Source organism: Streptomyces sp. NPDC046557 (assembly GCF_040645975.1).
Taxonomy (GTDB): Bacteria; Actinomycetota; Actinomycetes; order Streptomycetales; family Streptomycetaceae; genus Streptomyces.
Map to the genome: position 1 here is coordinate 142,265 of NZ_JBEYZH010000004.1, position 17,668 is coordinate 159,932.

A 17,668-nucleotide genomic window follows, 5' to 3' on the forward strand; every position below is an offset into this window, starting at 1 on the left:
CGGGGCGGGGCGGTACGCCCGCCGGGCTCAGGACCCGGCGGGCTGGAAGGCGGTGGCCCGGACCGTGTCGCCGCAGAGGGCGAACCCGTCGGCGTTGGTGGGGCCCAACTGCTCCTTGATCCCCGCGTAGCCGACCACGAGCGAGGGGGCGACGGTCGGGTCCGCGCCGGAGGCGCAGTACCCGTCCGCCTCTCCCAGCACCGGGGTGAACGTCAGGTGGGTCACGGCCCGGCCCCCGGCGGCGAGTTGCACGGAACGCTCACTTCCCTGCCGTAGGACGGTCAGCGGCTTGTTCCGGTCCGGGGAGCCCTGGCCGGCGAGGGCGACGGTGGGAAAGCCCTTGAGTACGCACGGCTTCGACCCCTTGTTGGTCACGGTCACCGTGACCTGGGTGGAGCCCGCCGCGCTCGCCGACAGCTGACCGCCCTTGCAGACGGGTGCCGGGGCCGACGCCGCCGACTGGGCGCCGACCAGCACCCCGGCGGACAGGACGGCACTCAGCAGCAGCGAGCAACAGGCAGCGGTGGTCGTGCTCCTTCGTCCTGCACATTTCATGGTGGTTCTCCCATGGTCCGTCCGGAACGCCGAGCCTCTCCCCCCTGCCTTCCAGCGTGGCACGCTGTCGCGTCGCCCGCTCCCCGGCGGGGAGATTCAGCGCGTGGCCCGGCCGTGCGGTGCCCGGCGCGGGCCACATGCTGCCGCTGGAGCGGCCCGAGCCGGTCGTGTCCGCCGTGTCCGAACTCGCCTCCCGGTGACCTCCGGACGATGATCGAGGCACTCCTGCCGCCGGGCGTCACGTCATAGGAAGCCTTCGACGACGAGGCGCCCGCGCCGCTCTTCCCCACCGAGGCGGCCCTCATGGAGGGCCGCCTCGCACGCCGTCGCCGCCAGTTCGCCACGGCCCGCGCCTGCGCCCGCCGCTGCCTGGCCTCCCTCGGCCACTCCCCCGCTCCCCTGCTGCGAATCCGTGGAAGTGCGGCGCGAGCGCGTCCAGTCCGTGTTCGCTGGAATGGTGCGGCTGGTGCGTGGGCATCGGGGGCCTCCTGCCGGTCGGTGCGGCGTGCGTACGGGCTCCGTGTGGGGCGGGGTGGGGCGGCGGGGCGGACGCCCGGAAGGCGACCGCTCCGCGCCCACACGTGTGCCCGGCGCGGTCAGACGTCCCAGACTCCGGTCGCCGCGGCCTCGCGCGCGAAGTCGGCGAAGTCCTTGGGCTTGCGGCCCAGGGCTTCCTCCACTCCGTGCACGAGGTGCGCGTTGCGACCGTCCAGGATCATGGTGAACAGGTCGGCGAACTCCTCCGGGAGGTCGTTCTCGCGCAGGACCGCGCGGTACTCCTCGTTGGTGACGGACACGTAGGTGATCTGCCGGCCGGTGGCCTCCGACAGTTCGGCGGCCACGTCGCTGTAGCTGAGCAGGCGCGGCCCGGACAGTTCGTAGGTCTTGCGGATGTGCTTGTCGTCGGTCAGGGCGGCCACGACCACGTCCGCGATGTCGTCGGCGTCGACGAACGCCTCCACGGCGTCGGCGGTGGGCAGGGCGATCTCGCCGGCCAGGACCGGCTCCAGGAAGAAGCTCTCGTTGAAGTTCTGGTTGAACCAGCTTGAGCGGACGATGGTCCACTCGGCGCCGGACGCCTTGAGGTTGTCCTCGCTGACCCGGGCGGCCTCCTCGCCCCGGCCCGAGAGCAGGACCAGGCGGCGGGCGCCGTTGTCGACTGCCACCTTGGCGAACGCGCCGACCTGTTCGGCGGCCCCCGGAAAGGCGAGGTCGGGGTAGTAGGTGACGTACACCCGGTCGACGCCCTCCAACGCGGGCACCCAGGTGTCAGGGTCGTTCCAGTCGAAGGCGGGCTCTCCCGAGCGGGAACCGACCCGGACCGGGAGGCTCTGGGCGGAGAGCTTCTCGGCGACGCGTCGGCCGGTCTTGCCGGTGCCGCCGATGACGAGTGTGGTCCGGATGTTCTGCGTGGTCCGAGTCATGAGTACAGTCAAGTCCCTCGGCGCGAGACGGGACATGGCCGCGAAGCTCACTTCCATATGCGTGCGTCTACGCGCGGTCCTGTCGCGTGACGGGGTCGGGGGGTACGGCGCCGGGATGCGGCGGGGTCAGAAGCGGCCGAGTCCGCCGCAGACGTTCAGGGCCTGGGCGGTGATGGACGCCGCCGTGTCGGTCGTCAAATAGCCTACGAGACCGGCGACTTCGTCGGCGGTGGAGAAGCGGCCCAAGGGTATCTGGGCCTCGAACTGCTGCTGCACGTACTGCTCGGTCGTGTCCCACACCCGGGCGTACCCGGCCCGTACGCGGGCCGCCATCGGCGTCTCGACGTATCCGGGGCAGACCGCGTTGACGGTGATGCCCAGGGGTGCCAATTCCTTGCCGAGGGCCTTGGTCAGGCCGACCACGGCGTGCTTGGACGCCGAGTAGGGGGCACCCAACAACACTCCCTGCTTGCCCGCGGTGGAGGCGATGTTGATGATCCGGCCGCGGCCGGCGGCGGCGAGACCGCCGTTGGTGAGTGCCTCCCGGGTGACCAGGAAAACACTGTTGAGGTTGGTGTCGATGACCTCGTTCCAGAGTTCGTCGGTGAGGTCGGCGGTGGTGCCGCCGCCGCTGCGTCCGGCGTTGTTCACCAGGATCCTGACCGGGCTTTCGAAGGTGGCGACGGCTGCCGCGACCAGTCCCTTGACCTCGGCCCGGTTGCGCACGTCCGCGGTCGCGCCCCCGACGTCCAGCCCTTCGGCGCGCAAGTCTTCCACCGTCTGTTTGACGTCAGTCTCCGTGCGCGCGCAGATGAACACCCGGTGGCCCCGAGCGCCCAAGTCGCGCGCGACGGCCAAACCGATACCGCTGGTCGCCCCGGTGACCAAGGCGAGGGACCCGTCGGCGGCCTGACCGGCCCCCGGCGTCGACTGTGTCTTCATCGGGCGCCCTCCGTTGCTCGCTGATGCCCAGACGATGCCGGGGACGACTCGGGGCGCGCCGGAGAGGCGATGGAGGGGCCGTTCAGCCCGGCTGTAGTGCGGTCAGCCGGAACTCCCGGAACCGCAGACCTTGTTGAAGGCCGCGTCGACGCCCTGCTGCCACGCCTTCCAGTAGGCGTCGGAGTGCTGCTGGTTCTTGTTGGGCGTGAGGTGGCTGTCGCAGCCCTTCTGCGCGGCGGAGCGTCCGGCACGGTAGCCGTCGCCGTAACCGCGTCCCTTGTCCTTCATGTTGTTGTTCGGATTGTTGTTCGGGTTGTTGGGGTTGGTGGTCGAGCCGTCGGTCTTGACGACCTTGCAGTTGACGAAGGTGAAGTTCTGTCCCTCCTTGACGGCGAGGACCGTGTAGTCCACGTTCTTCTGGAATCGCGTCACCTGGAAGTTCCCGTTCGCGTCGACGTTCAGGGGCTCGGTGCTCTGGCCGTCGTTGAGGCTGCGCGGGGCCGTGAAGCCCTCGCCCCTGATGGTGACGGAGGTGCCGTTCGCGTTCGGGGTGACCGTACAGCTCGCCGTGGGCACGGCGGCGCCGGCCGACGGGGCCAGGGCGACCGCGCCGGACAGTGCGAAGGAGGATGCGAGCAGCGCGGTGATCACGGTGCGTCGTGTGGGTCGGGCCATGGTGGTGCTCCCCTTCCGAAAAGAGACGATGCGGGAGCGGAGGGGCGGTCGGTCACGCGCGCGCGGCGTCATGGGCGCGGCGCGGGGCGCCGGGCAACCCGGCCACCACACCTCTCGGCGGCGGCCCGCGGTCCCGCGGGCTCCGCCCTCTCCATCCTCCCTCCGGCCCTACGGGATGTCGACCGGGCCGGTGTCGGCCGGCATCGGCCCCATGTCGGGCGTCGCGGACCGGTATCCGGTCCGAGCGGTCCCGTTCGCCGCGCGTCCGGCCTCCCTTCGCCGCCGGGCGGACGTCTGTCAACACGACGGCGCCGGCGTCATCCCCACGGGGCCGACCGGTTCCTTCGCCGCGGAGCCGGCACCGCGCCCGCCTGCGGCCGGGGTCCGCGCGGGGTGCCCGGGCGCGGGGGTGACCGACCGGGGCGCGGGGCGCGTCCGGGTGCTCGCATTCGGTGCCACCATGCCTGCGCGAACAGCGGGTACGGCGGCGCGGCCGTCGCCCAGGGACGAGAGGGAGCACATCGGTGAGCCAGGTGGTCGACGGAACGACGCGGCACGTCCCGGCCCAACAGGGGTCCGAGGACGCCGGGAGGAGCGCCCCGGCACGGACCGACGCGGAACTGCTCATCGCGGCGTCGATCCTGCTGGCGGACGCGGCGCTCACCGCCAAACAGGCGGGCGCGGAGCTGACCGGGGCGCTCTCCAGCCTCCGGTTCGGGTGGGAGGCGCTGCGCCGCCCCGGCTGGGCGCTGGGCACGGCCGTCTCCTGTGCGAAGGCGCTCACCAGCCCGGCGGGACTCGGCTTCGGGGCGAACGGTGGTCTCTTCGGGGAACTGGCTCGGATGGCGGGGAGCATGACGTACCGCCGCCCGGCGAAAGTGGCCATGGCGGTGGACGCGTTCGCCATGCGCATCCGCGCCGTTGCGGTCGAGCACCCGAACCTGGACTCCCCCTTGGCCAGGCGGCTGACGGACGCGATGGTCGCCGGCAATCGGCTGGAGGCGCTGCGGGCGATGTACGCGCTGGTCGAGCGGCTGGGTGTGACCCGTGCCCTGACCACGGTGTCGCCCGTCATCATGGAGTTGCTCGCCCTTTCCGGACTGCTCGACGAGAACCCCGTCAACGACGACTTCTCGTGGGTGACCCTCGCCGGCGGGGTGCCCACCACCGATCCCTTCCTGGGGCTGCCCAGTTCGCTGTTGGGTTACCTCAACCCCGGCCCCGGACGCGCGGAGCGGGCCGAGCCGGACTCCATCCTGGCGAGGGTGCTGGAAACATCCCGCAACGACATCGTCAGCTATGTCAACGACATCGGGGCGCTGGGCAACCACGGCCTGGTCCTGCTGCGCCGCGTGGCGTGCGCCGACGGACAGCAGCGGCACGTCCTGCTGCTGCCCGGGACCAGCTTCGGCCTGCTGAGCAACAGCACCCCCCAGGACCTGGTCGGCGCGTTCGACGGACTGCTCCGCACCGATACGACGTACACGCGCGCCGTGAAGCGGCTGATCCTGCGGTCCGGACTGCCGGCCGGGGCGGAGCTGATGATCGTCGGGCACAGTCTGGGCGGCCTGACCGCGATGAACCTCGCGATGGACGTGGACCTGGCGTCGACGTACCGCATCACGCACGTGATCACGGTGGGTTCCCCGATCGACGGGAAGCGGCCCGCCGACCACACCACCCAGGTGATCAGCCTCGTCAACAAGCACGACGTGATCCCCATGCTGGACGGGCGCGGGCCGGCCTCGCCCAACGACATCCCCGACAGCTGGGTCGAGTTGGCCTGGCTCGACGAGTCGTACGACTACCCGCTGTCGCACGCCCCGCAGGCGTACTCGGACACCCTGCGCGGGGAGTTGACCACCTACCGGGAACAGGTCAACAAACTGATCACGGCCTACGACGGCGAAGTGGTCGCGAACCAGCCGTACATGCTCCGTGACAAGTGACGACCACGAGGGAGAGCGACCGATGACGATTGCCGAAAGCCCGGCCGGCGCGGTGCGACGGCCGGCGACCGCCTTGGCGCTGGAGAACGCCGTGTTCAGCGCGGCCATGCTCGCGCGCCGGCTGCCGTGGACCGACGCCCCGGCCCGGGCGCTGGGGTGGGACGCGCTCACGCGCGAGGGGATGACGAGCGGACTGCTGGCACACCTGCGGCGTACCCGGTCCGGGCGGCCCGTACGGCTGCGCACCGCGTTCGGGACCTTCCTCGTACCGTCGACCCGGGTCGACGCCGCGGGCCTCCTCGCCCGGGCGGAGGAGGCGGGCGTGCTCGGCGCGCCGTCCGGTCTGACGCCGGGCGGGCTGCGGTACGGGCTCTCCCCGCACGTGCCATTGGGGCGGGAGGTGCCGGTGGCGCGGGCGCAGTGGGCGGCCCTCCTCGCCGAGGACGTGGACGGGGTGCTCGCGGCCCGGCGCGGGGACGGCACGCTCGACTGGGACACGTGGCGGCGCGGCATGGAACGGGTCGCGCGGCGGATCGTGCTGGGCGCGGCGGCGGCCGATGACACCCTGCTGAGCGAGATCGTCGCCCGTGCGGCGGCTGAGTCGGGGCGCCGTTCCCAGGGGGCCCGCGGCGCGGCCCTGGCACGGCGGCTGGCCCCGTACCTCGCGGATTGCGACCCCGCTTCGCTGGCCGGATGGCCGGCGGCCGACGGGGCCGGACCCGAGAGCGCGGCCCCGGCCCTCGCGCACGCGCTCGCCGTGGTCGGGGGGGCCGCGGCCGGGGCCACCCTCCAGGCGCTGGCCCTGATCGGCGTGGGGGCGGTGGCCGAGGCCGGCGAGGCGGTGGCCGAGGCCATGCGCCGCTTCCCGGCCGTCCCCGCCGCCGTGTATCCGGTGGGCGGCGCCTTCGTGTGGGAGTCCCTGGCGGTCGAGGCCGGGACGGAGATCCTGTGGGCGCCCGGCTGGGCACGCGACGACGACCACTCGGGCGCCGGGCCGTCGGCGCTGTGCGGGGCCCCGTCCGGCTGCGCGGCGGCACGCTTCGCGGAACACGTCGCCGAGGCGGTCGTGAGCCGCGTGCTGGAGGCGGTACACCCGGTGGTGATCTCGCCCCGGCTCAGCGCCGACCGGCTGCCGGAGGCGCTGGACCCGGCCACGCTGCTCGTCGCGTTCCGCGAGGTCGAGGGGTTGCCCCGGGACGGGCGCGTGACGGTCGGCCTGCCGGCGGCGGTGCCGCTCTCGGCGCACGGCTACGCGCCCGCCGCTTACGGGGCGCTCGCCCATGCCAGTGCGGACCGGCTGGAGCGCCACGCGGAGAGCCTCGCCGCCTGCGCCGCGAACGGCGGCTGGGACACCGACGAGGCGGGCGAGGGGTTCCGCATGACCCTCCTCGCCCACGCCGAGCGGTGCGCCAAGGCCGCCGACGACGTGCGGCGGGCAGCGCAGCGGCTGGCCGGCTGATGACGGCGCGGGTATCCGGTACCGGCCGGGGCGCGGTGGTGGCGGGACTCGGCTCCTACGTGCCGCCGCGGGTCGTCACCAACGCCGACTTGTGCGGGAACCGGCCCGTCGGCGACGAATGGATCCGTGCCCGTATCGGCGTGGGCAGCCGGCGCGTCGCCGAGGGTGAGGCCACGGTCGACCTCGGCGTGCGGGCCGGCCGCAACGCGCTGGAGGCCGCCGGGGTCGGGCGGTGCGACGCGGTGGTCCTGGTCACCATCTCGCCGGACCGGCTCCTGCCGGGCGGGGCGCCGGAGGTGGCCGCGCGGCTGGGGTGCGGGACGGTACCGGCGTTCGATCTGGCGTCGGGGTGCAGCGGGTTCCTGTACGGCTTGGGCGTCGCCTCGTCGATGATCGTCTCGGGGGCCTTCGACAGCGTGCTGCTGGTGGCCTCGGACGTGTTCAGCGCCTTCCTCGATCCGGACGACTGGCTGATGGCGGCCATCTTCGGCGACGGCGCCGGGGCGGTGGTCCTGCGGGCGGGCGACGCCGACGAGCCGGGTGCGCTCGGTCCGTTCGACCTGGGCAGTGACGGTGCCCAAGCCGACCTGCTGGAGGTCCCCGGGGGCGGGGCGCGGGCCCGCAAGCGCGCCTTGGCGGCGGGCGAGGAGTTCTCGCCCTACTTCCGGATGGACGGGCCGGTGGTACGCAAGCAGGCGATCGTCGGCATGTGCGATTCGGTGACGAAGGCGGCGCACCTGGCGGGGTGGGCGGTCGACGACCTGGACGCGGTCGCCGCCCACCAGGCCAACCAGCGCATCCTGGACGGCCTCGCCGCCGAACTGGGGCTTCGGCCGGGGCGGATGCTGTCGGGCATCGAGGCGTACGGGAACACGGGGGCGGCCTCCGTGCCCGTGCTGCTGGCCCAGGCCGCCGCGGCGGGAACGCTGCGGCCGGGGATGCGGGTGGCGCTGACGGCGTACGGCGCGGGGCTGGCCTGGGGGTCGACCACCCTGGTCTGGCCCGACGTGCGGGCGGTGAGCGACGACGGGTGACCCGGCCCCCTCGCCACCGGCCCGGGTCACCACCGGCCCGGGTCACCAGAAAGGCGTCTCGCGCCGGCTCCGCTCCCGGTCCACCAACTCCTGCACGGCGGCCTGGGCCTCGGCGCAGAGGTTACGGGCGGCGGCCGAGCGCCCGGCGAGGGACTCGGCCCGCGGCGGCGCGGGGATCGGCTCGCCGATGGTGATCAGCCACTTGGACGGCAGCGGGAAGGGCGGCGTGATCGGGAAGTAGGGCAGGTCGAGAAGACGTGCCAGCGCCGGTACGTCGCCGAGCCTCGGGCATGCCTCCTCGGCCCCGATGACGGAGACGGGGACGACGGGCGCACCGGCCCGGACGGCGGTGACGGCGAATCCGGGGCTGAACGGACGCAGCCGGTATCGCTCGTCGAACGGCTTTTCCAATCCGGCCATTCCCTCGGGAAACACCCCGACGAGTCCCCCGGCGTTCAGGTGTTCCCATCCCAGTGTCGGGTCGAGCGGAATGGCGCCCTTCTTCCGCGCATACGACCCGATCACCGGGACGCGGAAAACCAATGGGGCGGCGGGCACGTGCAGCGGCCGGTCCAGTCCGCGGTCGAGTACGTTCTGCAGGACGAAGGCGTCGAGTCCCCAGGCACCCGAATGATTGGCGACCAGGACGGCGGGTCCTTCGGCCGGGATGTTCTCCCACCCCGTGACCTCCAGGCGGAAGTACTCGTCGACGAGCCAGCCGAGGAGCCGCTCCCAGGCGCTCTCTCCGACCTTCTCCAACACCCGCTTGAGGTGGCGGAGTTCCACGCCCGCCACGTCGAGGACATCGGCCACGGCGACCGGATCGACGATCGGGTCGACGGGGTCGACCGGCTCAACGGTCGAATCGGTCACGATTTCCGACATGAATGATCCTCACTCTCCCCGACAGGGGTCGCCAAAAGGCCGATCGCGGACGCGTTTTGAGTAATTAGGCGGCCGTGGTACTTATGTGGGAACGAGGCCCCAGCCCACGACCTCTGGGATAATCGCTTTTCCGTTCCCCTTCGACCGTCGGCCACCGCGTCAGAGTGCTGCACGAGGCCGCGAAACCGCAAATGAGAGATGCCGTGACCATTTCCGCGCAGGAATCCGTCCTCCACGCGATCAGCGAACTGCTCGTCGAGAAGTTCGAGGTCCCCGCCGACGAGGTGCGGGCGGACGCGCCGATGCGCGAGCTGCTGACCGACTCGCTCATGGTGGTCGAGATGGCCATCGCCGTACACGAGACGCTGGACGTCAAGGTCGAGGAGGAGGAACTGCGCGCCATGACGCTCGCGGAGCTCGCCGAGGCCGTCGGCGCGCGACGCACGGGCCGTTGACCCGACGCCCGGCGCCCGTCGTCACGGGGATCGGCCTGGTCACTCCGGCCGGCTGCGACCGGGACACCACCTGGTCGGCGGTCCTCGCCGGCCGCCCCACCTCCGCCCCCGACCCCGCGCTGGACGGTCTGCCCGTCTCCCTCAGCTGTCGCGTACCGGAACTGGACCATCCCGTCCTGCGCCACCGCGGCTCGGGACGTCTCGACCGGGTCGACCGCTTCGCCTTGGCGGCGGTCGCCCAGGCGATCGAGCAGGCCGGGCTCGACCCGGCGCGGTGGGACGGCAGCCGGGTCGCCGTCGTCACGGGCGGCGGCCTGGGGGGACTCCTGACGCAGGAGACGGCGCTCGCCCGGCTGGCCGAGCGGGGGCCGGAGTTCGTCTCGCCCTACTTCCTCACCGGCTATCTGATCAACATGGCGTGCGCCAACATCGCACTTCGCTTCGAGGTCACCGGCCCCACCCTCTCCACCTCCACGGCGTGCGCCTCCGGCACCACCGCGCTCGGCCTCGCCCGGGACCTGCTCTCGACCGACCGATGCGACATCGCCCTCGTATGCGGCGCCGACGCGGCCGTCACCCGGCTGGTGGTCGCGGGCTTCACCCAGATCGGCGCCCTGTCCGGCACGGGCTCGCGGCCGTTCGACGCCACCCGGGACGGCTTCGTCATCGCGGAAGGCGCCGGCGCCCTGGTCCTGGAGCGACCCGAACACGCGGCGGCACGCGCGGCCCGACCCCTGGCGCGGCTCATCGGGTACGCGGCCTCCACCGACGCCCACCACCTGGTGGCCCCGCACCCGCAGGGGCGCGGCGCCGAGCAGGCCGTCCGCGCCGCCCTCGCGGACGCCGGCGTGGCGCCCGCGGAGGTCGGCCACGTCAACGCCCACGGCACCTCGACACGGCAGAACGACGACATCGAAGCGGGCGTCCTGCGGCGCGTGTTCCCCCACCGGCCGCCGGTCACCTCGTCCAAGGGGGCCCTGGGACACACACTGGGGGCCGCGGGGGCCATCGAGGCGGCGCTGACGGTGCTCGCCCTGACCGAGGGCACCGTTCCGCCGACGGCCGGCCTGGGCGAGCCCGACACCGGGGCGGGGATCGACGTCGTCGCGGGCCCTGCCCGCGAGCACGCCTTCGAGATCGCGGTGAGCAACTCATTCGGTTTCGGCGGCCACAACGCGGTCGCGGTCCTCGCCCGGCCCTGAACCGACCTGGGTCGCGTGGGGCCCCGTCTTCCCGCAGGGGGGCCGGTCGGCGAAGATGCGGAGGTCACCCCTGCGCAGCGCGAGGAGCGTTACCCCAGATGTCGCCTTCCGGTACCGGTGCCCGGCCGCCCACGATCGCCGATGTGGCCCGGGCCGCCTCGGTCTCACGGACGACCGTCTCCCATGCCCTGAACGGGATCGGGAAGGTCGACCCCCGGACCCGCGAACGCATCAAGGCGATCGCCGCGGAGCTCGGGTACCGGCCGAACCTGCGCGCGCAGCGCCTGCGCCGCGGTGAGGCGAAGGCCATCGCTCTGGCCTCCTCGATGCCGTTCGCCGTGGCGGGCGGCCCCTCACGGCTCGGCTTCTACATGGAGGTCGCCGCCGCGGCGGCGGAGCGGGCGCTGGTCCACGGCTACGCGCTGGTCCTCGTCCCGCCGGTCCGCAGCGGGTCCCCGTTGTATTCGGTGGACATCGACGGGGCCATCGTCGTGGAGCCCGACACGGACGACGTCGCGGTGGCGCAGTTGCGGGAGCGGGGACTGCCGTACGTGGCGCTGGGACGGCCGGTCTCCCCCGCCGACGCCGCCCCCTACGTCGACCTGCGCGGCACGCCCGTCGCGGAACTGCTGCTCGGGCACCTGCGGGAGCAGGGCGCGCGGCGGCCCGCGCTGATCGTCGGGGACGGCGCGCGCCACTCCGGCGTCGACGCCCGGGCGGTGTTCGAGGAGGCCGCGGCCCGGCACGGCGGGCAGCCGCTGGTGGCGACCGCTCCCGAGGAGGGCGGCGAACAGGCGGGGTACGACGCCTGCGCGACGCTGATCGCCGCCCACCCCGACATCGACGCCGTCTGCGCCCTGGTGGACACCTTCGCCGTCGGCGCGGTCCGGGCACTGAAGGACAGCGGTCGGCGGATTCCCGAGGACGTCATGGTCGTCACCCGCTACGACGGGCTGCGGGCCCGGACCTGCGAGCCCCCGCTCACGGCGGTCGACCTGCACCTGGACGACGCCGCGTCGCAGGCGGTGGAGCTGCTGCTCGGCCGACTGCGCGGCGAGGACGCCCCACCCGTCGCCACGGCCCCCGCTCCCCGCCTGGTCGCCCGCGCGTCCTCCCTGCGCACGCGCCCGTCGAAGACCCCCTAACCGAGCATCAGCACCACCCCGGAGACCAGGGCGAAGCCGAGGACGAACAGGCGCGTCCGGCGGGCGTCGAGGCGGTGGTGGACCAGGCGGCTCAGCCAGGCCCCGACCGCCAGGGCGGGCAGCAGCAGCAATGCCGGCAGGAGCTGGCCCGGGTGGCCCTGGCCGGTCGCGAACAGCAGCGCGAGCGAGGCGACTTCGCCGACGAGGAAGCACACGGCGATGGTGGCCCGCAGCTCCGCGGGCGGCCGGTGCTGGTAGACCAGCGCGAGCGGCGGGCCGCCCACCCCCGTCGCGGTTTCCGTGAGGCCGGTGATCAGGCCGGCGCCCAGGTACGCGCCCCGGCCGGGGGTGAAGGCGGGCGCGGCGAGACTGACCAGCGCCGCCAGGACCGTGGCGACACCGACGAAGAGTCCGAGCCGGTCGTCGGGGATGGCCCACAGCAGGACGAGGCCGAGCGGGGTGGCCGCCAGCCGCGCCCCGGTGATCCAGCCGGCGCCCCGCAGGTCCAGGCTGTCCCGCTCGCGCCAGGCCACGTAGGCGTTGAGCGGGATCATCGACGCGAGGACGAACACGGGCAGCAGCGCGGGATCCAGCAGACCGGCCACCGGGGCGACGATCAGGGCGAACCCGAGCCCGCTGGTCCCCTGCACGAACGCGGCGAGCGCTACCGTGGCGGCCAGCAAGGCAAGGGCCTGGGTGCTCACCGTGCCACGCTCCGGGCCTGGTGTCGGTCGGCGCGGGCGGCCGTGGAGGTGGGGTGGGTCCGGGTGACCGCGGCGCGCCCCAGTACGGAACGGGAGAGTTCGGCCGCCTGCCGCACCAGCGCCGGGCCGTCCCAGTCGATGGGCCAGCCGCGCCACAACCGTAGCCGGCCACCGACGAACACGGCGCTGATCTGGTCGCGGTTGCCGCGCCGCACCAGTTCCCAGGGCAGGTCCCAGGAGAGCCGCATCTCGGGGGTCGATATGTCGATGAGCAGGAAGTCGGCGGCGGCCCCTTCGGAGACGGTTCCGGTGAAGGAGCCCAGGCCGAGGGCGTCGGCGCCGCCCCGGGAGCCGTGCTCCAGCCAGGTCCAGCCCGCTCCGCAGGAGGAGTCGCCGGAGGCGAGGCCGTAGGCGAGCCGCTGGGCGGACTCCGCGGCGTCGGCGAGCCGGAAGGCGTCGCCCCGGGTGCCGTCGGTGCCGAGCCCGAAGCGGATGCCGCGCTCGGCCATGAGGGCGGCGGGGGCGACGGCGTTCCCCTTCCAGGCACTGGCCACCGGGTTGTAGCTGACGGCGGCACCGCTGTCGGCGAGGAGGGTGAGCTCGGCGGGGGTGAGGAGGGTGGCGTGGGCGGCCACCAACTGCGGTCCGAGGGCGCCCACGTGGTGCAGGTGTTCCAGGGGACGCAGACCGTGCCGGACGAGGGAGCGTTCGACGGCGACGAGGTGCTCGTTGACGTGGATCTGTACGACGGCTCCGGCCTCGGCCGCCAGGCAGGCGGTCTCCCGCAGGGTGCGGGCGGTCGCGGCCTCGGGGATGGAGACGGCGAGGGCCGGGTGGATCAGGTCGTCGGTGTCGTAGCGGGCCAGGTGTTTGTGCGCCTGGGCCATGACGTCCGCGGCGTCCTCGCCCGGGGCGTCGTTGCACAGGAGGCCGAGCACGCAGCGGATCCCGGCGTCCCGCGCGGCGGCCGCGACGACATCGGCCTCGACGGCGGCCCGGGTGCCCGCCTCCGCGACGGTGGTGAAGCCGCCGCGCAGGGACTCCAGCGCGGCCAGCTTCGCGGCCACGTAGGCGGACTCCTCGTCCAGCGCGCCCTCCAGGGGTGCCCACACCCGGCGGAAGATCTCGGAGGGTTCACCGAACGCGAGGGCCGCGCCGAAGCTTTGGGTGAGGTGGTGGTGGGTGTCGACGAAGCCGGGCATCAGCGCGTGCCCGGGCAGCCGTACGGGTGTCAACCGGGGGTGCAGGGAGCGCAGTTGGGCGGCCGGGCCGATGGCGCCGAAGGAGCCGTCGGCCACGACGACGGCGTGTGCGTCGAGCGGCCCGTCGGGGGTGATCACCACGTCGGGCAGGAGCAGCCGCGGGCCGGTGCCGGCGAGGTGGTCGGGGGACACGTCGTTCATGGTTCTCTTTCCGATGAGGGGAGTTCAGCCGCGCGGCACGGGCGCGTGGAGGGGCTGCGCCCCCGGCTCGGGCTGCGGCGCGGCCTCGGCGGCTTCTGCGGCCTCGGCCGGGCGGGCCCGGTTCGGCTTCGGGTGGTGGAAGAGCACGTTGAGGAGGGCGGCGGTGAACGCCCCGACCGCGACGCCGCTTTCCAGGAGGATGCGGGGCCCCGACGGCAGGCTGCCGTAGACGCCTGGGATCAGGATGGGCAGCAGTCCGAGGGCGAGGGACACGGCGCAGATGAAGGTGTTGGTGTGCCGGTCGAGTTCGGCGCGGCCCAGCATCTGGATGCCGAGTACCGCGATCACGGCGAAGACGACCATGGCGGTGCCGCCGACGACGGCCGCGGGTACGACGCTGATCGCGCGCGTCACGGGAGCGAGGAACCCGACGCAGATGAGGACGACACCGGCCGCGGCGGTGACGAAGCGGCTCCGGACGCCGGTGACGCGGACGATGCCGATGTTCTCTCCGCTGGTGACCATCAGCGGCAGTCCGAAGAAGCCGCCGAGGAGGGAGACGACCGCGTCGCCGCGGATGGTCTTGGGCACGTCGACGCGCCGGTCGATGGGCTTTCCTACCGCTTCCGCGTTGATGACCGTCTGCCCGGTGGCTTCCGCCATGGAGGCGAGGCTGTAGAGCATCAGCGGCAGCGCGGCGACCAGGTTGAACTGCGGCGAGCCGAACGGCAGCAGTTCGGGCGCGCCGAGCAGCGGACCGTGGAGGGCCCGGCCGAAGTCGACGTCGCCGAGGGCGAAGGCGAGGACGGTACCGGCGATCAGGCCGAGCATGACGGCGAGCTGGCGCAGGACGCCGGTGAAGAGCCGGTAGAAGGCAATGGTGAAGCCGATGGTGGCCAGGCCCAGCACGAGGTGGTTGGGATCGGCGAAGCCGGGCTCGCCGGGCCGGCCGGTGACCAGGAGCGCCCCGACCTTCACGAGGTTCACGCCGACGATGACGATCATCGTGCCGATGACGAGGGCGGGGAAGAAGGCCAGCAACCGGGAGAAGACGGGCAGCACTACGAAGTAGAAGGCGGCCGTGAGGATCACGGCGCCGGTCGCGGTGGGCAGGCCGTACTGCTGGGCGATGGCGAGGAACAGGATGAGCGGAGCGCCCCCGGGCAGCATGACGAACGGGAGCCGGGGGCCGAACTTCCAGGGACCGAGGGACTGGATCAGCGAGCCGATCCCGGACAGGACGAAGGCGGCGGAGAGGAGTTTGACCGTGAGCCGGGAGTCCAGCCCCAGGGTCGCGCTCATCAGGAAGATCGCCGAGATGGGGGTCGCGGCCATCACCAGGACGTGCTGGATGCCGAAGAGCAGGATCCGGCCCAGGGGGCGGGTCTGGTCCACGGGATGGGGCTGCTGTGCCGACTGCGGCTCTTCCACGGGGTGGTCCTGGGCGGACCCGTCCTCCGAGGGGGGCTGTGACGGCAGGGGACGGCGGTTGGCGGTACGGAAACCGGGCACGTTCGAGCTCCGTTCGGCTCGTTCCGGATATGGCTGTCCCACGTCCCGGGACGGGGGGCGTGACGACAAGGCCAAATCGATTTGGCCGCCAGTATGTGAGGGCCGTTCGGCCGCGTCAAGAGATCGGGACGAGACGGGTCGGCGTCGTCCGGTTGCAAACACGGGGCCAAAAAAACTCCCCCTCCCCCACGAGGGGGTCGGGGGAGTAATGTGCCCCGGTGCGGGTCACTGCGGAGTGTGGAAGCGGCCCGCACCGCGCTGCTGGGGAACGGTCTTCAGCCGGTGCGCGCCGGAACGCCGGCGCTCGGGAACGGGGTTGCGCCGCGTGGGGGCCGAAGGGGCCACGACCAGGAGGGCGATGAGGGCGAAGACCGCGACGAGGATGAGCCCGGCAACGAGGTTCATGTTCCTGCCTTCCGTCGGGTACTGACGGTCTGACTGTCTTTCACTACATCCTGTAACCGAAAATCACGTCGGTAAACACGCCGGGTGAGAGGGGGAGTTGCGCCGCGACGCGCGGCGGCCCTCCGTGTCAGGCCCCGAAGAGTCCCAGCGAGGCCCACAGGGCGACCGTGGAGGCGGCGAGGGCGGCGGGGACGGTGAGGAGGCCGAGTCGGGTGAACTGCCCCAGGCTGACCTGGTGGTCGTGCCCGTGGGCGATGCGCCGCCACAACAGGGTGGCCAACGATCCGGCGTAGGTGAGGTTGGGTCCGATGTTCACGCCGAGGAGCACGGCGAGCACCGCGCCGGGGCCGGCGGGGGCGGCCAGCGGGACCAGGGCCAGCACGGCCGGCAGGTTGTTGATCAGGTTGGCCAGCAGCGCGGCGAGCGCGGCGGTGCCGAGCAGCGCGGGCAGCCCCGTGCCACCGGGCAGGACGTGGCCGAGGGCGTCGCCGAGCCCGTGGTCCACGACGGCCCGGACCACGATGCCGAGCGCGAGTACGAAGGCGAGGAAGGACGGGGCCGCGGAGCGCAGCACGGCGCCGGCCGTGGTGCGGCGGCGCGCGAGCGCCCGTACGGCCATCACCAGCGCCCCGGCGGCCGCGGCCCAGGCCGGGTCGATGCCGACGGCGGACGCGACCGCGAACCCGGCGAGGGTGGCGGCGACGGTCACGAGCGCGAACAGCGGCAGTTCGGGCTGTTCCGTCACCTCGGGCCGCTCCGCGGGCGCGTTCAGGTCCGCGGCGAAGAAACGGCGGAAGGCCAGGTACTCGACGCCGATCGCGGCCAGCCAGGGCAGCGTCATCAGCAGCGCGAAGCGCGTGAAGGTGAGGCCGCTGGCGGTGTAGGCCAGCAGGTTCGTCAGGTTCGACACCGGCAGGAGCAGCGAGGCCGAATTGGACAGGTGGGCGGCGGCGTAGACGTGGGGCGTGGGCCGTGCGCCCATGCGGGCTGCCGTCGCGAACACCACCGGGGTCAGCAGGACCACGGTGGCGTCGAGACTCAGCGCCGCGGTGATCAGCGACGCGAGGACGAAGACCGCGCCGAGCAGCCGGCGGGGGCGCCCGGCCGCCCAGCGTCCCATCCAGGTGCCGCAGGCGTGGAAGAGCCCGTCGTCGTCACAGAGTTTGGCGAGGACGAGGACCGCGGCGAGGAAGCCGATCACCGGCCCGAGTCGCTCCGCTTCCTCGCGCACGTGGCTCAGCGTGATCCCGCCGACGGCGATGACCACCCCTGCGGCCGGTACCGCGAACACCGCCTCCGACCGGCCGAAGGGGCGGACGACGGCGCAGACCAGGACGACGACCAGGGCGGTCAGGGAGATGAGCTCGACGGGCATGCCCCTGATCATCGCGTAGCGCCGACGGGGGCGGCGGACGCCGCCCCCGGTTCCGGCGCGCCCGCCGGGGTCAGGCGGCGCTGCGGGCGGGCTGCGGGGTGAGGAGCTGCGCCCGGCCGAAGAGGAGCGCCCAGCCTTCGGGCAGCCCGGAGAGGACGCGGGCGAGGAGGTCGGGCCCGGCCAGGGCCGCGACGACGGTGAGGACCGCGCCCGCTTCCCAGCGGGCGGTGGCGGGCGTGCCGCCGGTCCGCGCCGCGAGGTCCTTGACGAAGGCCCAGCCGGTGAGGGGCCGGGGGTCGGGGACTTGTGCGGTGAAGGCGAGGGCGGCTTCCACGGGCAGGCGGGCGGCCAGGTCCACGCGCTCGTCGCCCGTGATCTGGCGGCCGAGGGCGGACATGACGTCGCGGACGGCGGTCTCGGCTCGCTCCCGGGTGGGGTACGCGCCTTCGTACCGCACCTTCTCCACCATCTGGTCGTAGGTCATGTCCGGCGCCTGCCGAAGCCGTTCAGGCCTGTGGAACATGGATGCTGTGCGCCTTTCTCG

General features: G+C 73.2%; 17 protein-coding genes and 1 pseudogene. 7 read left to right on the forward strand and 11 right to left on the reverse strand.

Features of this window, described 5'->3' with window-relative positions; translation table 11 throughout:
* Positions 1-27: 27 nt before the first annotated feature.
* Complete coding sequence (locus tag ABZ934_RS11810) at positions 28-555, reverse strand: DUF4232 domain-containing protein (protein WP_361311755.1); 528 nt, start codon at positions 553-555, stop codon at positions 28-30.
* Positions 556-858: 303 nt separating this feature from the next.
* Between ABZ934_RS11810 and ABZ934_RS11815 the strand changes: the two are divergent.
* Positions 859-951 (forward strand): annotated as a pseudogene (locus tag ABZ934_RS11815) (phosphopantetheinyl transferase); the annotation flags it as partial.
* A gap of 200 nt (positions 952-1,151) precedes the next feature.
* Here the strand turns inward: ABZ934_RS11815 and ABZ934_RS11820 are convergent.
* The 3 genes from ABZ934_RS11820 to ABZ934_RS11830 all read right to left on the reverse strand — a co-directional run bounded on the left by ABZ934_RS11820 (position 1,152) and on the right by ABZ934_RS11830 (position 3,596).
* On the reverse strand, positions 1,152-1,979 hold the full coding sequence (locus tag ABZ934_RS11820; RefSeq protein ID WP_361311757.1) for an NAD(P)H-binding protein: 828 nt from the start codon (positions 1,977-1,979) through the stop codon (positions 1,152-1,154).
* Between the two features lie 126 nt (positions 1,980-2,105).
* Positions 2,106-2,921 (reverse strand): SDR family NAD(P)-dependent oxidoreductase, encoded by an 816-nt coding sequence (locus tag ABZ934_RS11825; protein WP_361311760.1) that lies wholly within the window; start codon positions 2,919-2,921, stop codon positions 2,106-2,108.
* 102 nt (positions 2,922-3,023) lie between these two features.
* Entirely contained in the window at positions 3,024-3,596 is a 573-nt protein-coding gene (locus ABZ934_RS11830) for a hypothetical protein (RefSeq protein WP_361311762.1), read from the reverse strand.
* Positions 3,597-4,120: 524 nt separating this feature from the next.
* Between ABZ934_RS11830 and ABZ934_RS11835 the strand changes: the two genes are divergently transcribed.
* Genes ABZ934_RS11835 through ABZ934_RS11845 form a run of 3 tightly spaced genes read left to right on the forward strand, consistent with a single transcriptional unit; the run spans position 4,121 to position 8,038 of the window.
* The gene (locus tag ABZ934_RS11835) at positions 4,121-5,545 is read left to right on the forward strand and encodes a hypothetical protein (RefSeq protein ID WP_361311765.1); all 1,425 of its coding nucleotides are present in this window, start codon (positions 4,121-4,123) and stop codon (positions 5,543-5,545) included.
* Between the two features lie 22 nt (positions 5,546-5,567).
* Entirely contained in the window at positions 5,568-7,004 is a 1,437-nt protein-coding gene (locus ABZ934_RS11840) for a hypothetical protein (RefSeq protein ID WP_361311767.1), read from the forward strand.
* Positions 7,004-8,038 carry a beta-ketoacyl-ACP synthase 3 gene (locus ABZ934_RS11845; RefSeq protein WP_361311770.1) on the forward strand — a complete coding sequence of 345 codons (1,035 nt, stop codon included), beginning with the start codon at positions 7,004-7,006 and terminating at the stop codon, positions 8,036-8,038. The genes ABZ934_RS11840 and ABZ934_RS11845 overlap by 1 nt, the downstream gene beginning before the upstream one ends.
* A gap of 42 nt (positions 8,039-8,080) precedes the next feature.
* Here the strand turns inward: ABZ934_RS11845 and ABZ934_RS11850 are convergent, their stop codons facing one another.
* The gene (locus ABZ934_RS11850; protein WP_361311772.1) at positions 8,081-8,923 is read right to left on the reverse strand and encodes a lysophospholipid acyltransferase family protein; all 843 of its coding nucleotides are present in this window, start codon (positions 8,921-8,923) and stop codon (positions 8,081-8,083) included.
* Positions 8,924-9,126: 203 nt separating this feature from the next.
* Here ABZ934_RS11850 and ABZ934_RS11855 point away from each other — a divergent pair, with 203 nt between their 5' ends.
* From ABZ934_RS11855 to ABZ934_RS11865, 3 genes are all read left to right on the forward strand, one after another.
* Positions 9,127-9,378 carry an acyl carrier protein gene (locus ABZ934_RS11855; RefSeq protein ID WP_361311775.1) on the forward strand — a complete coding sequence of 84 codons (252 nt, stop codon included), beginning with the start codon at positions 9,127-9,129 and terminating at the stop codon, positions 9,376-9,378.
* Complete coding sequence (locus ABZ934_RS11860; RefSeq protein ID WP_361311778.1) at positions 9,375-10,580, forward strand: beta-ketoacyl-[acyl-carrier-protein] synthase family protein; 1,206 nt, start codon at positions 9,375-9,377, stop codon at positions 10,578-10,580. Before ABZ934_RS11855 ends, ABZ934_RS11860 begins: the two co-directional genes overlap by 4 nt.
* A 98-nt stretch (positions 10,581-10,678) precedes the next feature.
* Entirely contained in the window at positions 10,679-11,725 is a 1,047-nt protein-coding gene (locus ABZ934_RS11865) for a LacI family DNA-binding transcriptional regulator (RefSeq protein WP_361311781.1), read from the forward strand.
* Here ABZ934_RS11865 and ABZ934_RS11870 read toward each other — a convergent pair.
* The 6 genes from ABZ934_RS11870 to ABZ934_RS11895 all read right to left on the reverse strand — a co-directional run bounded on the left by ABZ934_RS11870 (position 11,722) and on the right by ABZ934_RS11895 (position 17,608).
* The gene (locus ABZ934_RS11870; RefSeq protein ID WP_361311783.1) at positions 11,722-12,429 is read right to left on the reverse strand and encodes a sulfite exporter TauE/SafE family protein; all 708 of its coding nucleotides are present in this window, start codon (positions 12,427-12,429) and stop codon (positions 11,722-11,724) included. The genes ABZ934_RS11865 and ABZ934_RS11870 overlap by 4 nt on opposite strands.
* On the reverse strand, positions 12,426-13,832 hold the full coding sequence (locus ABZ934_RS11875; RefSeq protein WP_361311785.1) for an amidohydrolase family protein: 1,407 nt from the start codon (positions 13,830-13,832) through the stop codon (positions 12,426-12,428). The genes ABZ934_RS11870 and ABZ934_RS11875 overlap by 4 nt, the downstream gene beginning before the upstream one ends.
* Before the next feature lie 24 nt (positions 13,833-13,856).
* The gene (locus ABZ934_RS11880; RefSeq protein ID WP_361311788.1) at positions 13,857-15,344 is read right to left on the reverse strand and encodes a uracil-xanthine permease family protein; all 1,488 of its coding nucleotides are present in this window, start codon (positions 15,342-15,344) and stop codon (positions 13,857-13,859) included.
* A gap of 225 nt (positions 15,345-15,569) precedes the next feature.
* Entirely contained in the window at positions 15,570-15,749 is a 180-nt protein-coding gene (locus tag ABZ934_RS11885; RefSeq protein ID WP_361311791.1) for a hypothetical protein, read from the reverse strand.
* A 127-nt stretch (positions 15,750-15,876) separates the two neighbouring features.
* Positions 15,877-17,124 (reverse strand): SLC13 family permease, encoded by a 1,248-nt coding sequence (locus tag ABZ934_RS11890; RefSeq protein ID WP_361311794.1) that lies wholly within the window; start codon positions 17,122-17,124, stop codon positions 15,877-15,879.
* A 70-nt stretch (positions 17,125-17,194) separates the two neighbouring features.
* A complete protein-coding gene (locus ABZ934_RS11895; protein WP_361311796.1) occupies positions 17,195-17,608 on the reverse strand; it encodes a DUF2267 domain-containing protein in 414 nt (137 codons plus the stop codon).
* Positions 17,609-17,668 lie beyond the last annotated feature (60 nt).

Coding starts and splice junctions, on each gene's coding strand:
- ABZ934_RS11895 (WP_361311796.1), bottom strand. CDS start 17,608: ATGACCTACGACCAGATGGTGGAGAAGGTGCGGTACGAAGGCGCGTAC.
- ABZ934_RS11840 (WP_361311767.1), top strand. CDS start 5,568: ATGACGATTGCCGAAAGCCCGGCCGGCGCGGTGCGACGGCCGGCGACC.
- ABZ934_RS11890 (WP_361311794.1), bottom strand. CDS start 17,124: ATGCCCGTCGAGCTCATCTCCCTGACCGCCCTGGTCGTCGTCCTGGTC.
- ABZ934_RS11885 (WP_361311791.1), bottom strand. CDS start 15,749: ATGAACCTCGTTGCCGGGCTCATCCTCGTCGCGGTCTTCGCCCTCATC.
- ABZ934_RS11810 (WP_361311755.1), bottom strand. CDS start 555: ATGAAATGTGCAGGACGAAGGAGCACGACCACCGCTGCCTGTTGCTCG.
- ABZ934_RS11820 (WP_361311757.1), bottom strand. CDS start 1,979: ATGACTCGGACCACGCAGAACATCCGGACCACACTCGTCATCGGCGGC.
- ABZ934_RS11850 (WP_361311772.1), bottom strand. CDS start 8,923: ATGTCGGAAATCGTGACCGATTCGACCGTTGAGCCGGTCGACCCCGTC.
- ABZ934_RS11845 (WP_361311770.1), top strand. CDS start 7,004: ATGACGGCGCGGGTATCCGGTACCGGCCGGGGCGCGGTGGTGGCGGGA.
- ABZ934_RS11830 (WP_361311762.1), bottom strand. CDS start 3,596: ATGGCCCGACCCACACGACGCACCGTGATCACCGCGCTGCTCGCATCC.
- ABZ934_RS11825 (WP_361311760.1), bottom strand. CDS start 2,921: ATGAAGACACAGTCGACGCCGGGGGCCGGTCAGGCCGCCGACGGGTCC.
- ABZ934_RS11865 (WP_361311781.1), top strand. CDS start 10,679: ATGTCGCCTTCCGGTACCGGTGCCCGGCCGCCCACGATCGCCGATGTG.
- ABZ934_RS11875 (WP_361311785.1), bottom strand. CDS start 13,832: ATGAACGACGTGTCCCCCGACCACCTCGCCGGCACCGGCCCGCGGCTG.